This window comes from Paraburkholderia phenazinium, from assembly GCF_900141745.1.
Lineage (GTDB): Bacteria > Pseudomonadota > Gammaproteobacteria > Burkholderiales > Burkholderiaceae > Paraburkholderia > Paraburkholderia phenazinium_B.
In genome coordinates, this window is record NZ_FSRM01000001.1 from 2,608,572 (window position 1) to 2,623,629 (window position 15,058).

Sequence of the window (15,058 nt, forward strand, 5' to 3'; positions counted from 1 at the left end):
CGGAGTCTCCCGCGCGTCAGCCGCGTTTGCCGCGGCGGGCAAGCCGCGTCACGAACTGGATCTGATCGCCGCGGTAATGCAGCTGTTCGTAATCGACCGGTTGATGTCCGGCACCGTACGAGGTGCGTTCGATCAGAAAGATCGGACTGCCAGGTTCGACACCTAGTGCCTGCGCCACGGTCTCGTTTGCACAGGTAGCCTCGAGCCGGTACTCGGCTTCCACGAGTGGCGTGTCGTATTTCTGCTCGAGCAGGGCGAAGATCGGTTCGGTCTCCAGATCGTTGCCGATCACTTTCTCGCCAAGGTCTTTAGGCAGCCAGGTTTCGTCGAACGAGAGGGGCACGCCGTCCGCGAGCCGCACGCGCTGGATGCGCATCACCAGCGTGCCGGCCGCAAGGGCGAGATGGCGCGCCACCGTGTCGCTGGCGGGCAGCACCTGCTTGTCGAGCACGCGAGCGCTCGGGTGACGGCCAAGCGCCTGCATATCTTCGACGAAGCCGCTCAGCTCCGTCAGTTCCTGGGTGATTTTGGGCTGGGTGACAAAGGTGCCTTTGCCGCGGCGGATTTCGATCAGGCCGCGTTTGATCAGGTTCTGAACCGTTTTATGGATGGTGGTGCGGCTCACGCCGAAGCGCTCGATCAGGCCGTCCTCATTCGGCAGGCGGCTGCCGGCCGGATAGGTGCCGTCTGCGATGCTGGCCGCCAGCACCGCTTCGACCTGGGCGTATAGCGGCGTGGGGCTATCGGGATCGATTTTCATGTTGGACATAGTGACATCATGACGTCACTATGTCAATCGCCCCAGCGTCAGACGAGGCTATTCAATCCTTCCTCAACCGCCTCGACCCCGGTGGGCCGCACCACACGTGCGACTTCGGCGCCATCGCGAAGAAAAATCAGGGTAGGCCACAGCTTCACCCTGAACGATCGCCCGAGTGGGCGGCCGGGTCCGTCCTCGATCTTCAGATGACGCACCGCGGGATGTTCCGCGAGGGCTGCGCCGATCACCGGTTGCGCGCCCTGACAGTAGCCGCACCAGTCGGTGCCGAATTCGAGAACCGTTGCCCCCGTGAGCGTATCCACCTCGGCACGTGTCGGTGAGGTGACGGAATAGGCGGTTTGAGTGGTCATTTTTGCTCCGGAACAGATGAGGCAGGCAGCACGATTTACCTCGCGGAGTGCATCGTTCTGCGTTGCGGGACGGCTTCAATGTATCGGAAAACTTCACGCGCGGCATTGTGCGAACATGCCGTCCGCGAGCGCATCGTTTATGCGTGGTTCAAAACGTATTCTGGTGCTCAAATACGCGCTCTGCATGCGAGAATCCTGCGAAAGCATTTCTGCGTGCAGCGGGGTCGCAGCCATTGCAATTTCGCACCGCCGTGAATCGCTGGGGACCACCGATTACAGCTACAACAATCCAACCGGGCAACCGTCTCGAGGAGATTGCGTTAATGAAGCCGGACAGTTCAATGACCGACGCATTGCGCGCTGGTTTGACCACGACCTTTCTGGTCGGCGGCGGGGAGATGGGGGCGCTGATCCGCGCCTACGACTGGGCCTCGACTTCGATCGGCGCGCCTGAAAACTGGCCGCAGGGCCTGAAGACCGCGATCCGCATCATGCTCACCTCGCGCCAGCCGATCTGGATCGGTGGGGGCCCCGATCTGCTGTACTTCTACAACGACCCGTACAAGTCGATTATCGGCGGCAAGCATCCAGTGGCGCTCGGCCAGCCGACCGCGGTCGTGTGGCACGAGATCTGGAGCGACATTGCGCCACTGCTCGAGACAGCGTTGACGGGCGCCGAAGGTACCTTCGTCGAACAGAAGCTGCTGATCATGGAGCGCAACGGCTTCCCGGAGGAGACCTACTACACCTTCTCGTATAGCCCGATTCCGAACGACGACGGCACGGCCGGCGGCATCATCTGCGCGAACAGCGACGATACCTCGCGCGTCATCGGCGAACGCCAGTTGATGCTGCTGCGCGAGCTGGCCGCATCGACTGCGGATGCACGGCAGTGGCGCGACGCGTGCGAACTGAGCGCCCGCGCGCTGCGGAGCAATCCGCGCGATCTCCCGTTCGCCTTGCTGTACATCGCGGAACCTGGCTCGGCGGACGTGACACTGGCGGGCGCAAGCGGTATCGCGCCCGGTCATCGCGCTGCGCCGGAATCGATGAGCGCGGCCGAAGACGCGCCGTGGCCCGTTGCTGAAGCGCTGCGAACGCAAGGTGCGGTGGTGGTGCGCGACCTGGCGCGGCGCTTCGGGCCTGGATTACCCAGCGGCCCATGGAGTCTCGAGCCTACCCAGGCGGTCGCGTTGCCCATCATGCCCGGTGGCGAAACGGGACGTGCGGCAGTCCTGATTGTTGCGGTGAACCCCTGCCGCCTGCTGGACGAGGGCTATCACGCGTTTCTGAACCTGCTCGCGGGGCAAATCGGCGCTGCCATCGGGTACGCTCACGCGTACGAAGAAGAACGCCGGCGTGCCGAAGCGTTGTCCGAAATCGACCGGGCCAAAACAACGTTTTTCTCCAACATCAGCCACGAATTCCGCACGCCGCTTACCTTGATGCTGGGACCGCTCGAAGAGCTGCTCGCCAAACAGGATGCAACCAGCGAGGCCGACCGCAATCTGCTCGAGATCACGCATCGCAACGGTCTGCGGCTTCTGAAGCTCGTCAACGCACTGCTCGATTTTTCCCGTATCGAAGCGGGGCGTTTTCAGATCAACCCGCAGCCGACCGACATCGCCACGTTCACGACTGAACTCGCCTCGCTGTTTCGCTCCGCGATCGAAACGGTTGGGCTGCAACTCGAAGTGGACCGTGGCGTGGATGTGGGTGGTGGGCCGATCATTGCGCAGATCGATCGCGACATGTGGGAAAAGGTCGTGATGAACCTGCTGTCGAACGCGTTCAAATTCACGTTCTCCGGTTCGATCAAGGTTTCGCTGCGGCAGGGGCGGGACGGCAGCATCGAGATGAGCGTCGCGGATACCGGCATCGGCATTCCACCAGAAGAGATCCCACGTCTGTTCGAACGGTTTCACCGGGTGGCGGAGTCGCCGGGCCGCTCGGTCGAAGGCAGCGGCATCGGTCTTGCGATGGTGCAGGAGCTGGTCAAACTGCACGGCGGCACGATCAGGGTCGACAGCACGCCGGGTGTGGGCAGCTGCTTTACGGTGGTCTTGCCGCCCGTCGGTGGCCCGCTTGCCGTGCCTGCGGCTGAAGCCACGCCAACCTCGCCGGCCGCGCTAAGCCGGCACGCGTTCGCTTATGTCGATGCCGCGCGGCGCTGGATCCCCGAGTCGAACCATTTGGACGAGATCGGCACCGACGAGCCGCAATCGTTGCTGGAGACCGCCGAAACGTCAGCGCCCTTGCAGGACGGACAGGTTGCCGCGCGGGTGCTGGTGGTCGACGACAACGCCGATTTGCGAGACTACATGCGCCGCATTCTCGGCCAGGCAGGGCATGAGGTTCAGTTCGCCGTCGACGGTGAGGAAGCGCTGGAAGTGGCACGCGCGGCGCTGCCGGATCTGATCGTCTCGGACGTGATGATGCCGCGGCTCGACGGCTTCGGCCTGCTGCGCGAACTGCGCAGCGACCCGGTCTTGCGCGAAACGCCGGTACTGCTGCTCTCGGCCCGTGCAGGGGAGGAAGCGCGCTTAGGCGGCCTCGAGTCCGGCGCCGACGACTATCTGACCAAGCCTTTCTCGGCGCGTGAACTCGTCGCGCGCGTGGCAGGCAATCTGCAGCTGGCCCGGCTGCGGCGCGAGACCGAGCGCAATCTGCGCGAAGAGTCGCGCACGCTGGAAATCCTCAACCGCGTCGGCACAGCCGTGGCGGCGGAACTCGACCTGGGCCGCGCCGTTCAGGTCGTCACCGATGCGGCAACGGAGCTCACGGGCGCCGCCTTTGGCTCGTTTTTCTATAACGTGCAGTCGCCACCCGAAGCGCAGGTTGATCAGTTCAGCCAGGCTAATCGGGACGATGACGGTGGCCGCTACATGCTGTACGCGCTCTCCGGCGCGCCGAAAGAAGCATTCGCCAGTTTGCCGATGCCGCGCATTACCGCCCTGTTCGAGACCACCTTCAAGGGCGAGGGCATCGTGCGTGTCGACGATGTGACGCAGGACCCGCGCTATGGCAGGAATGCGCCGTTTCGCGGCATGCCCGCCGGCCACCTGCCGGTGCGCAGCTACCTCGCCGCGCCGGTGATCTCGCGCACGGGTGAAGTGATCGGCGGTTTGCTGTTCGGCCATCCGGAACCCGGTGTGTTCAAGGCGCGCTCCGAACGCATCGTCGTGGGTATTGCGGCGCAGGCGGCCATTGCGATCGACAATGCGCGGCTCTATCAGGCGGCGCAATCGGAAATCGCCGAGCGCACCAAAGCCGAGGGTGCATTGCGTGAGTTAAACGAAACGTTGGAGCGCCGCGTGAGCGAAGCGGTCGCAGATCGCGACCGTCTGTGGGAACTGAGCGAAGATCTGCTGGTGGTGGCGAGTTTCGACGGCACGCTGCAACGCATCAGTCCGTCGTGGCAGAGTACGCTCGGCTATCCGCTGCACTGGCTGATGTCGCACTCGTACATGAATCTGCTTCACCCCGACGAAGTCGAAATGGTGACGGCGCAACTGGAGCGTTTGCGCCGCGCAGGCGTGCCGGTGCGTTACGAATCTCGCCTGAAACGCGCCGACGGCGCGTGGCGCTGGGTGGCGTGGACCTTGTCCCTCGACCCGGCTTCGGAGCGTATACACGGCGTGGGGCGCGATGTCACCGCCGACAGGGATAACGCCGAAGCGCTGCAGCACGCCGAAGAGGCGCTGCGCATGGCGCAGAAGATGGAGTCGATCGGCAAGCTGACCGGCGGCGTAGCGCACGATTTCAACAACCTGCTGCAGGTGATCGGCGGCAATCTGCAACTGCTGGCAAAGGATGTGGCCGGCGTCGACAAGGCCGAGCAGCGGGTGCGCAATGCGCTGGCGGGCGTGGCGCGCGGCGCCAATCTGGCCTCGCAGCTGCTGGCCTTCGGGCGGCGCCAGCCGCTCGCGCCGAAAGTCGTCAATCTCGGCCGTTTTATTCGCGGTCTCGACGATATGTTCCGCCGCGCGCTCGGCGACGGCATCGAAATCGAAACGGTGGTGTCGGGCGGTCTGTGGAATACGCTGGTCGATCCGTTCCAGGTCGAAAACGCGCTGCTCAACCTCGCTATCAATGCGCGCGATGCGATGCGCGGACACGGCAAGCTCACCATGGAAGCCGGCAACGCCTCGCTCGACGACGCCTACGCACAGCGCAATGCCGAGGTGACGCCGGGACAGTATGTGATGGTCGCGCTCACCGACACCGGTTCGGGCATGCCGCCGGAAGTGCGCGAGCGTGCCTTCGAGCCGTTCTTCACGACCAAGCCTGAAGGGCAGGGCACGGGTCTCGGGCTCAGCATGGTGTACGGCTTCGTCAAGCAGTCGGGCGGTCACGTCAAGATCTACAGCGAGCCGGGTCACGGTACGACGGTGCGCATCTATCTGCCGCGTGTGCGTCAGGAAGAAGACCTCGAAACGCAGATCGATGCGGGGCCGGCGAAGGGCGGTGCGGAAACGGTGCTGGTAGTCGAGGACGACGAAGACGTGCGGAGCACGGTGGTCGAGATGCTGAGCGACCTCGGCTATACGGTGCTCAAGGCCAAGGATGCACAGAGCGCGTTGGCGATCGTCGAGAGCGGCGTGCCGATCAATCTGCTGTTTACGGACGTGGTGATGCCGGGGCCGCTGCGCAGTACCGAACTGGCTCGCAAGGCGCGCGAGCGCTTGCCCGATATCGTGGTGCTGTTTACCTCGGGCTACACGGACAACGCAATCGTACACGCCGGCAGACTGGACGAAGGCATCGAGTTGCTGAGCAAGCCGTACACTTACGAGGCGCTCGCTCGCAAAGTGCGTCACGTGCTGCGGAACCAGTTCTGGCAGCCGCACGACGAAGCCATTGCCGCCGTGCAGGAGGCGGGAGCGGCTGCTGGTGGCGACGCCGCCGCCGACGTCGCCAAGGCCATTAGTAGTTTGAACATTCTGTACGTCGAAGACGACGAACTGGTGCGCCTGAGCACCACCGAATTGCTCAGGACATTCGGACTGCAGATCGTCGAGGCCGCAAGCGATGTGGAAGCCATGCGTGTGCTGCGCGAACGGCCGTTCGACGTGCTGCTGACCGATGTCGGCCTGGCTGGCAAGTCGGGAGTCGATCTGGCGATCGAGGCATGCCGCGATCATCCGCACTTGCAGGTGATCTTTCTGACCGGCTACGATCTGGTGCTGACGTCCGAACAACGGGAGCGGTTGCCCAACGCCATTCCCTTGCGCAAGCCGTATGATCCGATCGCGCTGGTCGATCTGTTGCGCCGTTGCGCGGACTGACGCAACGTCTGTGCTATATCTGAAGAACTGCTGTTTAACTGTGATTGACGAGGATGCCCCCGTATGGACCGCCTGCAGGCAATGGAAGTCTTCACCCGCGTGGTCGAGACCAACAGCTTTTCAAAGGCAGCTGAGCTGCTCGATCTGCCGCGCGGATCGGTCAGCAACCTGATCCAGGCGCTCGAGGAACACGTCGGTGTGCGGCTGTTGAACCGCACAACCCGGCAGGTCAGTGTCACCGAAGATGGTGCGTTGTACTACGAACGTTGCGTCGGCATTCTCTCGGAGATTTCGGATGCGGAGTCGTCGCTGTCGAACAAGCGGCAAAGCCCGGCGGGCACCATTCGCGTCGACACCTCCGGGACGCTGGCGAAGGCGTTGCTGTTGCCGGCGCTCGGCGATTTCTACCGGCAGTATCCCGAGATCGACGTGCGCCTGGGCCTCGCGGATCGCAATATCGATCTGATTCAGGACGGCGTCGATTGCGTGATCCGTATGGGTGCGCTGGAAGAGTCGAGCCTCGTCGCGCGGCGCATCGGCAACTCGCGTATCACCACCTGCGCGTCGCCGGCCTATCTCGCCGAGCATGGCATACCGACCACGCTGGAAGAACTCCAGGGGCATCGCGCCGTCAACTACGTCTCTGCGCGCAGCGGCAAGGTTTTTCCGTTCGAATACGAAGTGAATGGCGAGGTGGTCAAGGTAACGCTCGAAGGGGGCTTGGCGGTGAACGACGGCACCGTCTACATTACCGCCGGCGTGCTCGGCTACGGCATTATCCAGCCGTCGCGTTTCATGGTGGCGGAGATGATCGAGCGCGGCGAACTGCAGGAAATACTGACCGGGTACAAGATTCCTTCGACGCCGCTTTCGCTGGTCTATCCGCATCGGCGCATGAGCTCGCGAGTGCGTGCGTTTACCGAGTGGTTCACCGAGCTCACTAACCGGCATCCGGATCTGGGCCGTTGATCCACGGGTGCGACGCGAGGCGGAGCAGGCGAGGCGCGTCGCGAATCCGGCTACGCGCCGTCCTTGCCTGCAGAGGTCAACGAGGCGTCAACGAGAGGTCAATGAGCGGACGGCGCGGCAGCGCCCCCGCCCGCGGCTTCGATCCCATCCACGCTCGCATGGATGCGGCCACCGGCGAAGCGCACGCGCAGGTTGCGGTACTTCCTGAGGTAATGCAGTCCCACCAGCGCAGCGCCGAAACCGGAAGCCGCGCCCACCCCGAGCGCCCAGCGCGGGCCGAAGTGATCTGCCACCCAGCCGACGATCGGCGCGCCGAGCGGCGTGCCGCCCAGTGCGATAGCCAGCAGGATCGCCACCACCCGGCCACGCATGGCGGGTTCGGTCGACAGTTGCACGAGGCTATTCGTCGAGGTGGTGAAGGTTTGCGTACACATGCCGATCACGACCAGCGTGGCGCCGAACAGCCCGTAGGTGGGCATGCATGCCGCGAGCGTACAGCCAAAGCCGAACAGGCCAGCGCTGACCAATAACAGCGCGAGGCGCGGGCGCGCGCGGCGTGCCGCCAGCAGCGCACCGGCCACCGAGCCGATTGCCATGGTGGATGTCAGGAGTCCGTACTGGCTGGCATTGGCATGAAACGCCGTGACCGACATGGTCGAGATAAATATGGGAAAGTTAAGCCCGAAGGTGCCGATCAAAAACAGCATCGTCAGCAGCGCTCTGAGGTCGGGGCGGCTCCAGACATAACGGAAGCCATCGACGAAAGCCCCACGCGCGCGGCGCGCCTTCAGCTTATGGTGCAGTTCGTGAACGCGCAGGATCTTCAGCGAGCACAGCACCGCCGCAAACGACGCCGCGTTGATGAGGAACACCCAGCCCGTCCCCACCGAGGCGATCAGCACGCCGGCGACCGCCGGCCCGATCATCCGGCCGGCGTTGAAGGAGGTGGAATTGAGCGCCACCGCGTTCGACAGATCCTCTTCTCCCACCAGCTCCGCGACGAAGGTCTGACGCGCGGGAGAGTCGAACGCAGTGACGCAGCCAAGCAGGAACGCGAACACGTACACCTGCCACAACTGCACGAGGCCGGTCAGCGTCAGCACGCCGAGCCCGAGCGCCAGCCCGGCCATCGTTGCCTGGGTGACCAGCAGCAACTTGCGGCGGTCCAGATGGTCTGCGGCATAACCGGTCAGCGGCAGCAGGAGCAGCATGGGGCCGAACTGCAACGCCATCACGATGCCCACCGCAGTCGCATTCCTGTGCGTGAGCTCGGTGAGAACGAGCCAGTCTTGTGCGGTGCGCTGCATCCAGCTACCCACGTTGGAGATCAGTCCTCCGCTGGCCCAGACCCGGTAATTGAAGCCGCTCAGCGAGCGGAAAGTACCTTTCACCGGACTATCCCCGAAGCGCGCGTGCGCCTGGCCCGCGTGAGCGTGCACCCGCGTGCGTTACCTGCGTGGCAAGCGCGTTCATGCGCGGGTCTTGTCGAGCAGCGCGACGATTTCCGCCGTCGTGCCGGTCTCGCCGAGGCGCGGGAAAATCCGCGTGATCGCGTTGTGGTGGGTCTCGGCGCTGAGGTCGGTCATGGCGTCGACGGCGAGCGTGACGTTAAAGCCCAGCTCGTAAGCCTGACGCGCGGTCGATTCAACGCCGATTGAGGTCGCCACGCCGGCCATCACGACCTGGGTGACGCCCTTGTCCTTGAGATACTGCTCGAGGTCGGTGCCCACGAACGCGCCCCATGTGCGCTTGGTGACGAGATGATCTTCCGGTTGCGGGTTCAGCTCGGCGACGAGATCCGTCCAGCCGGCGGGAAACTCGCCCGTGTGGCGAGCCTGCTCGGTGCGTCCTGGTGCGCCGCCGGCCACGTTGACGAGCACGATCGGCAGCCGGTGCGCGCGGAACGCGTCGAGCAATACCCGGCTTTGCTTCACGACTTCGCCGGCCGGATGAGCGGTGGGAAGTCCGACGATGCCGTTTTGCAGATCGATGACGATGAGTGCGGTTTTCGGGTCGAGCGTAGTGATAGCCATGATGGAGTCCTGTTTGAGGGGGGGACGATGCCGCGCCTTGGGAGCGTGCGGCGAGCGACGGGATCAGATCAGGTGTCGACGAGGCGTTTGAGCAGTTCGACTGCGCTTGCCAGTTGCGCCTGCTCGGCCGGCGCGAGCCTGGCGCGAATCTCGCGAAACAGCCAGTCTTCGCGCGCGGCCCGGCCGGTCCGGATTGCTTCCTGGCAGGCCGGGGTGAGCGACAGAACGGTTTGCCGTCCGTCGTCGGGATCGGGGGCGCCGGCGACGAAGCCTGCCGCCTTCAGCGCGGCAACCGCTTCGCCCATCGATTGCGGGCGGATGCCCTCGGCCCGCGCCAGAGCGGTGACGGTGGCAGGGCCTTCCTTCTCCAGACGGGACAGCACGCGCACCTGGGTCCAGCTCAGGTCGCCGAAATGCGACTGTTCGCGCAGCCGGCGCTTCAACCGGCCGACGACCACGCGTAACTCGCTGGCCAGCGCGAGCGCGCGGGCGGCTTCGGGGTCAGGGGAGGATTCGCTCATGTGCGGGATAGTGTGCCGGTGCGTGGATGCGTTCTATCCGGGTCGGCCGCGAATTTAGCCGCACGGATAACTGCGAAGGGTACCTGCTAAGGCTACCTTCATATGTGGTCGCAAGTCAAGTTGAAAGCATCGGCCAGCGCGGTTGGCGGTCTCGTTACCGCCGGCCCAGCAACACTTACATGACGGAGTGCGCGTTACCTGACTCCCGGCGCGAGCCGGTCATCGTTGGCGTTGTCCGCGCCGTCCGAGCGTTCGCCGTCGTCGGCCTCGGCGGCGGTCCCGCGTCTGCGTGCCTCCAGCAGGTCCTGATAGTGCAGCCACGAAGCGGTCTCACCCGATTTGGCGGCGTACATCGCCGCGTCGGCGTTGAGCAGAAGGGCTGCGGCGGAGGTGCCGTCGGCCGGATAGTGGCTAATGCCGATACTTGCGCCCACCAGCATCGACTGTCCATCGATCAGCAGCCGGTCGTTCAGGGCGCGGATGATGTCGCCGGCGATGGTGGGCGCGGCGTCCGTGGAGGGCGTACCCCTGAGCAGCACGATGAACTCGTCGCCGCCCAGACGCGCCACCATATCGCCATCGGACAACACCAGCTGGATGCGCCGCGCGACGCTGGCGAGCACGCGGTCGCCGACGGCATGGCCGTACTGGTCGTTGATCTGCTTGAAGCGATCGAGGTCGACGAACAGCACGGCGAGTTGCTCGCCGCTAGCGGCGGCTTCGCTGACCGCGGTCTCCAGCTTCTGGGTGAACAGCAGGCGGTTGGGCAGGCCGGTCAAGGCATCGTGACTGGCGAGATGAACAAGCTCATGCTGCTTGTTATGGAGCACATCGAGTTGCGAACGGATCTCCCGGCGCATCCGGTCGAAGCAGCGCGCGAGCACGCCGATTTCGTCGGTGCGTCTAAGCGGCAGGGCGCCCATCGTATGGTCTGCGAAGAAATGCGTGGCGGCATGCGCAAGCATCTGCAGCGGTTGGGTGAGCGCCCGCGCGAACAGGATGGCCAGCAAAAAGGCGAGCACGCTCGACACCAGCACCATGCGCACGATGCTGTTGCCAAGCAGCGTGGCGCCTGCCAGCACGTCAGTGAGCGGCTTGGCGATGCCCAGCACGATAAAGCGATTGCCGTCCGCCACGCCGAATGGTCTGCGGATAAAGGCATACACGTAGCCCGCTGCCTCATGCGGTTGCAGCAGACCGTTCATGGACACGCTGTTTTTCGACTGCTCGAACAGCGGTTTCGTGACCGGGAAGTTGTCCTGCATGAGGATGCGCCGCCCGCGATCGAAACCGAAGGTCTGCGAAGCATCGGGGTGCATCAGAAAATCGCCCCACTCATTGGCGAGATACACCTCGTAGCCGCGCGGCAAGTCGACCTGCAACAGCTTGAGCAGGCTCGCGAGATCCACGTCGATCACGAGGACGCCGGTCGCCTTGCCGTCCGCGGCGACAACAGGCGTGGCGAGGCGCAACGTCGCCTTGCCTTCGGCGGAATGCGCGCCGTGCTCGTGGTTGACCGTGATCGGCGAAACATAGATGCCGCGCGCCGGCAGCGCGAGCGTGTCGAATACATAGGCAAACTGGCCTTTCTCCTGCAAGCCCTTTGCCGCGACCCGCACGGCGCTTTGCGCGTCGCGGTCGAAGCGGATCAGTTCGAGGCCATAGCGCTGACGCGCGATCAGCCGGACCTGCAGGTACTCGGGGTGATTCGCCATGATGCTGGCGAATACCGTGGCAAGGCGTTCGCGAGCATCGTTGGTGCCCGAGCCGTCGTCGGATTGTGCGACCGACGCTGCCGACGGCAAGGTCGCGAGCACGAGCGCATCCTGCGACACGTCGCCCAGCGCCACGGAAAAGCGCTCGCTCAGCAACTCGGTCGAAGTCAGGAGATTCTGCTCGGCTTCGTTTACCAGCATCGTACGGTTGGCTCGGTACGCATAGTAGCCAGTCGCGCCGGATGCCACCACGCCGATACAGGCGAGCAGGATCGACAGTTTGAAGGTCAGGCCGGGGCGCATCATCTGAAGCGCTCCGGCAGGTCGCCCGAAACGATCTTGCTCCACAACGCTTCGCGCTGCTGAATATCGTCCACCGGGCGCAGCCAGATCAGGTGCGCATCGGCGTTGCTCTCCGGCGAAGGTGTGAGCGTATTGGCGAGGCCCTGGCGCTGCGTCAGCAGCCCGCTGACATCCGGTTCGAGCATGTAGTTGATCCACGCAAGGGCGAGCGGGCGATCGGCTGCGGTGCTCGTCATGGCCCAGCAGTCGAGCCAGGCGAGGGCGCCTTCGTCGGGAATCACATAGCCCACATCGGCGCCGGCCCGGCGCAACTGCGCGAGCTGCTGGGTGCCGTAGTTGCCGAACATCAGCGCAACCTTGTGCTGGATGAAGAATGCGGTCGCTTCTTCGGGCAGGTTGTAATACGTCAGAAGATTGCGCCGCAGATCGATCAGTTTCAGGGCGATGTCGTGGGTTTGTGCGGGCGTGAGCCGGAACGGATCGGGATAGCCGAGCGCCAGCGCCGTGAACGAGAAATTGTGCTGGGCGCTGTTGAAATCGAGCACCTTGCCGCGGTATTGCGGATTCCACAGTTCCGCCATGGAATGCGGTGCGACCGGGATCTGCTTGCGGTCGTAGATCAGCCCCATCGACGAGTACGTGAACGGAATGGCGTAGACCTTGCCGGCCACGCTCAGGCCTTCGATACCGCCGCGCGGCTGGAAGCGCTGCAGTTGCCGCTGCGTGTTGGGAAGCTGCGCGAGGTCGAGCGGCGCGAGCATGTGCTCGTGGGTGTAGCGCTGGATTTCCGCGGTATTGGCGGCGAGCACGTCGTAGTGCGGCATGCCGCCCGCATGCATCTTGTCCCACAGGGCTTCGTCGGAATCGACCAGCGTCACTTCAACCGTCGTATGGAAGCGGGCCTCGAAGGCTTTCACGACATCGCTATCCGCGTAGCCGGGCCATGCCAGCACGCGCAACACGCTTGCAGCGGCCGTAGCAGGGGCGGCCGCCAGCAGACAGCCGGTCAGGAACAGCACAAGCACGGTGAAGACGCGACATGCGCGCCAGATCATGCACTGTGAATTCGACGGTGTCCTAACGGCTTGTGGCGGCTGCCGCAAGCGGGATAGGGGGGCCCAGCGCATGTCATCGGTCCTTTTCAAACGCGTACACGGAATCGATACCGCCTGGCATCACGCGCTCGAATTCGAGCAACGCATGCCTGCGACGCCGGCCGCTGCGTCGTCATGTCCAACGGCGACAGGCAGGCCGCCGGGCTGACGAAGCTTGATCTGATGTTCGTGTTTTGCGAAGGTTATGCGCACCTTCGGTGTTTTCGCCGCTGGCCTTCGGCCCGATTACCTCTCGCCAAAAACACCCGAACGCGCCTCTCTGCTGCATAACGACCTGGCAGAGGATATCTTTAGTTGTGTCTTCTCCAGCTAATCTTTCCAAAAATATCAGGCATAGATGTCGTACAAAAAAAAGCGGCCCCGAAGGGGCCGCCTGGTACTTTCATTTTATGCTTCGTGCTTCGCGTTGCTCTTCGGAGCTGAAGCTGAAGCCGCGTGAGTCGCTTAGGACGACATCACAGTGACCGACTTCGTCACCAGATACGCTTCGAGGGCTTCCGGACCGCCTTCGGAGCCGTAGCCCGAATCCTTCACGCCGCCGAACGGCATTTCCGGCGTCGGCGTGGCGGGCTGGTTGATCCACAACATGCCGACTTCAAGCTGTTGCGACAGCAGATGCACGTTGGCGAACGACTTGGTGAACGCGTAGCCAGCCAGACCGTACGGCAGGCGGTTGGCTTCGGCAATGGTGTCTTCGAGCGAATCGAAGCCGCGAATCGCCGCGACCGGGCCGAACGGCTCGTTATTGAACACATCGGCTTCTAGCGAAACGTTGGTCAGCACCGTCGGCGCAAAGAAGTTGCCTTCCGAGCCGACGCGCTCGCCGCCAGTAGCGACCGTTGCGCCGGTAGCGCGGGCGTTGTCGAGCACCTTGGCCATGGCCGTGAGGCGGCGCGAGTTGGCAAGCGGGCCGAGCGTCGTGCCTTCGACCAGACCGTCACCGAGCTTCAGGCTTTCGGCGTGCTTGATGAGCGCCTGCTCGAACTGTTCGCGGATGCTGTTGTGCACGAGGAAACGCGTCGGCGAGATGCAGACCTGACCCGCGTTGCGGAACTTCGCCGCGCCGGCTGCCTTGACCGCCAGTTCGACGTCCGCGTCTGCCGCGATGATGACCGGTGCATGACCGCCCAGTTCCATGGTGGCGCGCTTCATGTGCTGCCCAGCGAGGGCGGCCAGCTGCTTGCCGACCGGCGTCGAACCCGTGAACGTGACCTTGCGGATCACCGGATGCGGAATCAGGTAGCTGGAAATCTCGGCCGGGTCGCCGAACACGAGACCCACGGTGCCCGGAGGCACGCCGGCTTCGACGAACGCCTGCAGCAGCGCGGCTGGCGATGCCGGGGTTTCTTCCGGCGCCTTGACGAGGAACGAGCAACCGCTCGTCAGGGCGGCGCTCAGCTTGCGCACGACCTGATTGACCGGGAAATTCCACGGCGTGAAAGCCGCTACCGGGCCGATCGGTTCCTTCAGGACCAGTTGCTGGGCCGCCAGATTGCGCGGCGGCACGACGCGGCCGTAGATGCGGCGGCCTTCATCGGCGAACCATTCGATGATGTCGGCTGCGGACAGCATTTCGATGCGGGCTTCGGCGAACGGCTTGCCTTGCTCCTGCGTCATCAGGCGTGCGATGTCCGAAGCGCGTTCGCGCACCAGTGCCGCGGCCTTGCGCATGGTGTTGGCGCGCTCGTTGGCGGGAATCTTGCGCCAGGCCGCGAAGCCTTTTTGCGCGGCCTCCAGCGCCCGGTCCAGATCGGCGATGCCAGCGTGCGCAACCTTGCCGATCGGCTTGCCGGTGGCGGGATTGATGACTTCGATAGTCTTGCCGCTCGCGGCGTCGCACCACTCGTTGTTGATCAGGAGTCGGGTGTCGGTATAGCTCGATGTAGCCATGCTGGGTTCCTCTGATGGGTGGGGCAAGCGGCCGCGACAACAGGCTGGCGGCCGAGGATGGACTGCAGATAAGCTTATCTTAGCCGATTGTGG

10 protein-coding genes are annotated in these 15,058 nt (G+C 64.1%); 2 read left to right on the forward strand and 8 right to left on the reverse strand.

Going from position 1 to position 15,058, the window contains the following annotated elements; genetic code table 11:
* Nucleotides 1–16: 16 nt before the first annotated feature.
* Both BUS06_RS11925 and BUS06_RS11930 read right to left on the reverse strand, forming a co-directional pair.
* Nucleotides 17–769: a GntR family transcriptional regulator gene (locus BUS06_RS11925; RefSeq protein ID WP_217272804.1), complete on the reverse strand. Its 753-nt coding sequence runs from the start codon at nt 767–769 to the stop codon at nt 17–19.
* A gap of 38 nt (nt 770–807) precedes the next feature.
* Nucleotides 808–1,131: a thioredoxin family protein gene (locus tag BUS06_RS11930; RefSeq protein WP_074264445.1), complete on the reverse strand. Its 324-nt coding sequence runs from the start codon at nt 1,129–1,131 to the stop codon at nt 808–810.
* A 323-nt stretch (nt 1,132–1,454) separates the two neighbouring features.
* On the opposite strand from BUS06_RS11930, the gene BUS06_RS11935 reads away from it, so the two are divergent.
* On the forward strand, nt 1,455–6,419 hold the full coding sequence (locus BUS06_RS11935; RefSeq protein ID WP_074264446.1) for a response regulator: 4,965 nt from the start codon (nt 1,455–1,457) through the stop codon (nt 6,417–6,419).
* Between the two features lie 63 nt (nt 6,420–6,482).
* On the forward strand, nt 6,483–7,388 hold the full coding sequence (locus BUS06_RS11940; protein ID WP_074264447.1) for a LysR family transcriptional regulator: 906 nt from the start codon (nt 6,483–6,485) through the stop codon (nt 7,386–7,388).
* A 98-nt stretch (nt 7,389–7,486) separates the two neighbouring features.
* Here the strand turns inward: BUS06_RS11940 and BUS06_RS11945 are convergent, their stop codons facing one another.
* The 6 genes from BUS06_RS11945 to BUS06_RS11970 form a co-directional block, all read right to left on the reverse strand.
* Nucleotides 7,487–8,779: an MFS transporter gene (locus BUS06_RS11945; RefSeq protein WP_074266045.1), complete on the reverse strand. Its 1,293-nt coding sequence runs from the start codon at nt 8,777–8,779 to the stop codon at nt 7,487–7,489.
* Nucleotides 8,780–8,857: 78 nt separating this feature from the next.
* Nucleotides 8,858–9,421: an isochorismatase family protein gene (locus tag BUS06_RS11950; protein WP_074264448.1), complete on the reverse strand. Its 564-nt coding sequence runs from the start codon at nt 9,419–9,421 to the stop codon at nt 8,858–8,860.
* A gap of 68 nt (nt 9,422–9,489) precedes the next feature.
* Entirely contained in the window at nt 9,490–9,942 is a 453-nt protein-coding gene (locus tag BUS06_RS11955; RefSeq protein ID WP_074264449.1) for a MarR family winged helix-turn-helix transcriptional regulator, read from the reverse strand.
* Between the two features lie 194 nt (nt 9,943–10,136).
* Nucleotides 10,137–11,963 carry a sensor domain-containing diguanylate cyclase gene (locus BUS06_RS11960; protein ID WP_074264450.1) on the reverse strand — a complete coding sequence of 609 codons (1,827 nt, stop codon included), beginning with the start codon at nt 11,961–11,963 and terminating at the stop codon, nt 10,137–10,139.
* Complete coding sequence (locus BUS06_RS11965; RefSeq protein ID WP_083611401.1) at nt 11,960–13,015, reverse strand: extracellular solute-binding protein; 1,056 nt, start codon at nt 13,013–13,015, stop codon at nt 11,960–11,962. Before BUS06_RS11965 ends, BUS06_RS11960 begins: the two co-directional genes overlap by 4 nt.
* A gap of 504 nt (nt 13,016–13,519) precedes the next feature.
* On the reverse strand, nt 13,520–14,965 hold the full coding sequence (locus BUS06_RS11970) for an NAD-dependent succinate-semialdehyde dehydrogenase (RefSeq protein ID WP_074264451.1): 1,446 nt from the start codon (nt 14,963–14,965) through the stop codon (nt 13,520–13,522).
* Between the last annotated feature and the right edge of the window lie 93 nt (nt 14,966–15,058).

Bases quoted from the DNA above. Each gene is read 5' to 3' on its own strand.
- BUS06_RS11925 (WP_217272804.1), bottom strand. From the start codon at position 769: ATGTCCAACATGAAAATCGATCCCGATAGCCCCACGCCGCTATACGCC.
- BUS06_RS11950 (WP_074264448.1), bottom strand. From the start codon at position 9,421: ATGGCTATCACTACGCTCGACCCGAAAACCGCACTCATCGTCATCGAT.
- BUS06_RS11935 (WP_074264446.1), top strand. From the start codon at position 1,455: ATGAAGCCGGACAGTTCAATGACCGACGCATTGCGCGCTGGTTTGACC.
- BUS06_RS11960 (WP_074264450.1), bottom strand. From the start codon at position 11,963: ATGATGCGCCCCGGCCTGACCTTCAAACTGTCGATCCTGCTCGCCTGT.
- BUS06_RS11955 (WP_074264449.1), bottom strand. From the start codon at position 9,942: ATGAGCGAATCCTCCCCTGACCCCGAAGCCGCCCGCGCGCTCGCGCTG.
- BUS06_RS11940 (WP_074264447.1), top strand. From the start codon at position 6,483: ATGGACCGCCTGCAGGCAATGGAAGTCTTCACCCGCGTGGTCGAGACC.
- BUS06_RS11970 (WP_074264451.1), bottom strand. From the start codon at position 14,965: ATGGCTACATCGAGCTATACCGACACCCGACTCCTGATCAACAACGAG.
- BUS06_RS11965 (WP_083611401.1), bottom strand. From the start codon at position 13,015: ATGATCTGGCGCGCATGTCGCGTCTTCACCGTGCTTGTGCTGTTCCTG.
- BUS06_RS11930 (WP_074264445.1), bottom strand. From the start codon at position 1,131: ATGACCACTCAAACCGCCTATTCCGTCACCTCACCGACACGTGCCGAG.